Here is a 4,424-nt window from a genome sequence, read left to right as displayed (position 1 = left end):
CAAACGTAGGAGCGAGCGCAGCTCGCGATGCGCCGCGCGGGCGGCGCTCGATCTCACAGGCGATGAAGCCCTCAAAGAAAGCACACCCTCCAGGTCGTGCACCATACCGGTGCACCAATACCAAAATCCGCATCTAAAAAGTGCACATTCCAAGCCCAGCCCCCCGCAAAATGCCTGCAAACGCCCCCTTTTATCCCGCCCTCGCCATTTTCGGGCACTGGCATGCAATTTGCTCCCTTGTGAGGCAGGTAAGCTTGGCCGACTATCCGCGCCCGGCAACACCCTTTTTCCAGGGCAGCGGCCCACCGCGCTCTAGACCATCCGGAGGACAACATGTCGAAGTCGGTTCAACTCATCAAAGATCATGACGTCAAGTGGATTGATCTGCGTTTCACGGACACCAAAGGTACTCAGCACCACGTGACCATGCCGGCGCGCGATGCGCTGGACGAAGACTTCTTCGAAGTCGGCAAGATGTTCGACGGTTCCTCCATCGCTGGCTGGAAAGGCATCGAAGCTTCCGACATGATCCTGATGCCGGTTGACGAAACCGCCGTGCTGGACCCGTTCACCGAAGAACCAACCCTGATCATCACCTGCGACATCGTCGACCCGTCGAGCATGCAGGGCTACGACCGCGACCCACGTGCCATCGCCAAGCGTGCCGAAGAGTACCTGAAGAGCACCGGCATCGGTGACACTGTCTTCGCCGGCCCGGAGCCAGAGTTCTTCATCTTCGACGAAGTCAAGTTCCAGTCGGACATCTCCGGCTCGATGTTCAAGATCTTCTCCGAGCAAGGCTCGTGGATGACCGGCGCTGACGTGGAAGGCGGCAACAAAGGCCACCGCCCAGGCGTGAAAGGCGGCTACTTCCCGGTTCCGCCGTTCGACCACGACCACGAAATCCGTACTGCCATGTGCAACGCACTGGAAGAAATGGGCCAGACCGTCGAAGTTCACCACCACGAAGTGGCAACTGCCGGCCAGAACGAAATCGGCGTCAAGTTCAACACCCTGGTGAAGAAGGCTGACGAAGTCCAGGCGCTGAAATACGTTGTGCACAACGTTGCCGACGCCTACGGCCGTACCGCTACCTTCATGCCGAAGCCACTGTACGGCGACAACGGTTCGGGCATGCACGTGCACATGTCGATCTGGAAAGACGGCAAGAACACCTTCTCCGGCGAAGGCTATGCCGGCCTGTCCGACACCGCCCTGTACTTCATCGGCGGTATCATCAAGCACGGTAAGGCCCTGAACGGCTTCACCAACCCGTCGACCAACTCGTACAAGCGCCTGGTTCCAGGTTTCGAAGCCCCGGTGATGCTGGCCTACTCGGCGCGCAACCGTTCCGCTTCGATCCGCATTCCTTACGTCGGCAGCCCTAAAGCCCGCCGTATCGAAGCCCGCTTCCCGGACCCATCGGCCAACCCGTACCTGGCCTTCGCAGCGCTGCTGATGGCTGGCCTGGACGGTATCCAGAACAAGATCCACCCAGGCGACGCGGCCGACAAGAACCTGTACGACCTGCCGCCAGAAGAAGCCAAGAACATCCCGCAAGTGTGCGGCAGCCTGAAAGAAGCTCTGGAAGAGCTGGATAAAGGCCGTGCGTTCCTGACCAAGGGCGGCGTGTTCTCCGACGACTTCATCGACGCCTTCATCGAGCTCAAGAGCGAAGAAGAAATCAAGGTCCGCACCTTCGTGCACCCGCTGGAATACGAGCTGTACTACAGCTGCTGATCTGATCGGCGCCCGGCGCCGGTGAGCTGATCAAACGGCCTCCCTCGGGAGGCCGTTTTCGTTTCTGCCGTCACTATTTTCGGAAGCGTCCTACCCCCGAGGATCAGCCAACACCGCCACACTCGGGCCTTCACCCTATGCTCTGGAGGTCTGTCATGCGTCATTTCCCCTTCGCCGCAGTGGCTGTATTGGCCCTGACCGGTTGCACTGCAGAAGCCCCGCCGGATACGGCGCTGTCCGCGCTGCTCGACAACATCGAACGTCGCCTGGCCCTGGCTGAAGCCGTGGCGCTGCACAAGTGGGACACTGGCCAGCCCGTGCAGGCAACGCTGCGCGAGCAACAGGTGCTGGCCAATGTCCGTGCTGCCGCACCTGGCCACGGCCTGGCACCACAACGCGCCGAGGCGTTTTTCGCCGACCAGATGGAAGCCAACAAGTTGCTGCAATACACCCTGCTGTCCGACTGGCACCGCGAGGGCGCGGCGCCGCACACGCAACGCCGCGACTTGCAGACAGACATCCGCCCGCAACTGGATGACCTGCAGAGCACACTGCTGCAAAGGCTGGCAGCCTTCGACCGTGAGCCCGCGGCGGGCTGCAGCACACGGCTGGCCAAGGAACTGGCCGGCCGGTCCGCGCCCCAACCACTGCACCAGGCCTTGGTTCGCGCCACCGGTCAATTGTGCGATAAATCCTGAAAGCTCTATGCTCCTTATTGGTGCATTCTTGCGGGCGACGCCCTTGAATGCACCCCAAAAAAGGTCACAAGAAACGTTAAACCAGAACATTCTGGTGCGAATCTGCGCGATTTCGGGTGCTCATCGGACAATTCCGCTTCTTTTCGGAGCTTTGGTTTGTTTCTTGCATTTTATGCACTGAAACTGGAATCAGCGGATTCACTGCGCCCCGGGTTCTGGCTGCACCCTGCCAGACAAGCGCCAAAAGAGGTCAACGACGCCTTATGACCATCAGCGATGCACAGCACCGTCTGCTTCTGGACAACCTGACCACCGCCACGCTATTGCTCAACGGTGAGCTGCGCCTGGAATACATGAACCCAGCTGCAGAAATGTTGCTGGCGGTCAGTGGCCAGCGCAGTCACGGGCAGTTCATCAGCGAACTGTTCACTGAATCGACCGAGGCGCTCAGCTCATTGCGCCAGGCGGTGGAACAGGCGCACCCGTTTACCAAACGCGAAGCACAACTGACGTCCCTGACCGGGCAGACGATCACGGTCGACTACGCGGTAACGCCAATCCTGCACCAGGGCCAGACCCTGCTGCTGCTGGAGGTGCACCCGCGCGACCGGCTGCTGCGCATCACCAAGGAAGAGGCGCAACTGAGCAAACAGGAAACCACCAAGATGCTGGTGCGGGGCCTGGCTCACGAAATCAAGAACCCCCTCGGGGGCATCCGCGGCGCCGCCCAGCTGCTGGCCCGCGAGCTGCCCGAAGACGGCCTGCGCGACTACACCAATGTGATCATCGAAGAGGCCGACCGCCTGCGCAACCTGGTCGACCGCATGCTGGGCTCGAACAAGCTGCCCTCGCTGGCCATGACCAACATCCATGAAGTACTGGAGCGGGTCTGCAGCCTGGTCGAAGCCGAAAGCCAGGGCTGCATCACATTGGTGCGCGACTACGACCCAAGCCTGCCGGATGTCCTGATCGACCGCGAACAGATGATCCAGGCCCTGCTCAATATCGTGCGCAACGCCATGCAGGCGATCAGTTCGCAGAACGAACTGCGCCTGGGCCGCATCACCTTGCGCAGCCGCGCCTTGCGCCAGTTCACCATCGGCCACGTGCGCCATCGCCTGGTGGCCCGGGTGGAGATCATCGACAACGGCCCGGGCATCCCGCTGGAACTGCAAGACACCCTCTTCTATCCCATGGTCAGCGGTCGCCCGGACGGTACCGGGCTCGGCCTGGCCATTACCCAGAACATCATCAGCCAGCACCAGGGCCTGATCGAGTGTGAAAGCCACGCAGGCCATACCGCCTTCTCGATCTACCTGCCTCTGGAACAAGGAGCCACCGCCTCATGAGCCGAAGTGAAACCGTATGGATCGTCGACGATGATCGCTCCATCCGCTGGGTCCTGGAAAAAGCCCTGCAACAGGAAGGCATGACCACCCAGAGCTTCGATAGCGCAGACGGTGTCATGGGCCGCCTGGCCCGCCAGCAGCCGGACGTGATCATTTCCGACATCCGCATGCCGGGGGCCAGCGGCCTCGACCTGCTGGCGCAGATTCGCGAGCAGCACCCACGCCTGCCGGTCATCATCATGACCGCCCATTCCGACCTGGACAGCGCCGTGGCATCGTACCAAGGCGGCGCTTTCGAGTATCTGCCCAAGCCGTTCGACGTGGACGAGGCGGTTTCGCTGGTCAAGCGGGCCAACCAGCACGCCCAGGAGCAGCAAGGGCTGGACGTGCCACAAAGCCTGGCGCGCACGCCGGAGATCATCGGTGAAGCCCCGGCGATGCAGGAGGTGTTCCGCGCCATTGGCCGCCTCAGCCACTCCAACATCACCGTGCTGATCAATGGCGAGTCCGGTACCGGCAAAGAACTGGTAGCCCACGCCCTGCACCGCCACAGCCCGCGCGCAGCGGCACCGTTCATTGCCCTGAACATGGCCGCCATCCCCAAGGACCTGATGGAGTCCGAGCTGTTCGGCCACGA

Annotated in this window: 4 protein-coding genes; all 4 read left to right on the top strand. The window is 61.6% G+C overall.

Features of this window, described 5'->3' with window-relative positions; genetic code table 11:
- Nucleotides 1-333 precede the first annotated feature (333 nt).
- Entirely contained in the window at nucleotides 334-1,740 is a 1,407-nt protein-coding gene (glnA, locus tag B3361_RS05740; RefSeq protein WP_009685006.1) for a type I glutamate--ammonia ligase, read from the top strand.
- Nucleotides 1,741-1,895: 155 nt separating this feature from the next.
- The gene (locus B3361_RS05735; RefSeq protein WP_054905872.1) at nucleotides 1,896-2,438 is read left to right on the top strand and encodes a chorismate mutase; all 543 of its coding nucleotides are present in this window, start codon (nucleotides 1,896-1,898) and stop codon (nucleotides 2,436-2,438) included.
- Nucleotides 2,439-2,701: 263 nt separating this feature from the next.
- The gene (glnL, locus tag B3361_RS05730; protein ID WP_054905873.1) at nucleotides 2,702-3,787 is read left to right on the top strand and encodes a nitrogen regulation protein NR(II); all 1,086 of its coding nucleotides are present in this window, start codon (nucleotides 2,702-2,704) and stop codon (nucleotides 3,785-3,787) included.
- On the top strand, nucleotides 3,784-4,424 hold a 641-nt coding region (locus tag B3361_RS05725), incomplete at its 3' end, for a response regulator (protein WP_286920132.1). The genes glnL and B3361_RS05725, both read left to right, overlap by 4 nt.

This window comes from Pseudomonas sp. UBA6699 (genome assembly GCF_002454615.1).
Lineage (GTDB): Bacteria > Pseudomonadota > Gammaproteobacteria > Pseudomonadales > Pseudomonadaceae > Aquipseudomonas > Aquipseudomonas juntendi.
This window is presented reverse-complemented; position numbering and strand designations above follow the sequence as displayed.

Coding starts and splice junctions, on each gene's coding strand:
- glnA (WP_009685006.1), top strand. CDS start 334: ATGTCGAAGTCGGTTCAACTCATCAAAGATCATGACGTCAAGTGGATT.
- B3361_RS05735 (WP_054905872.1), top strand. CDS start 1,896: ATGCGTCATTTCCCCTTCGCCGCAGTGGCTGTATTGGCCCTGACCGGT.
- glnL (WP_054905873.1), top strand. CDS start 2,702: ATGACCATCAGCGATGCACAGCACCGTCTGCTTCTGGACAACCTGACC.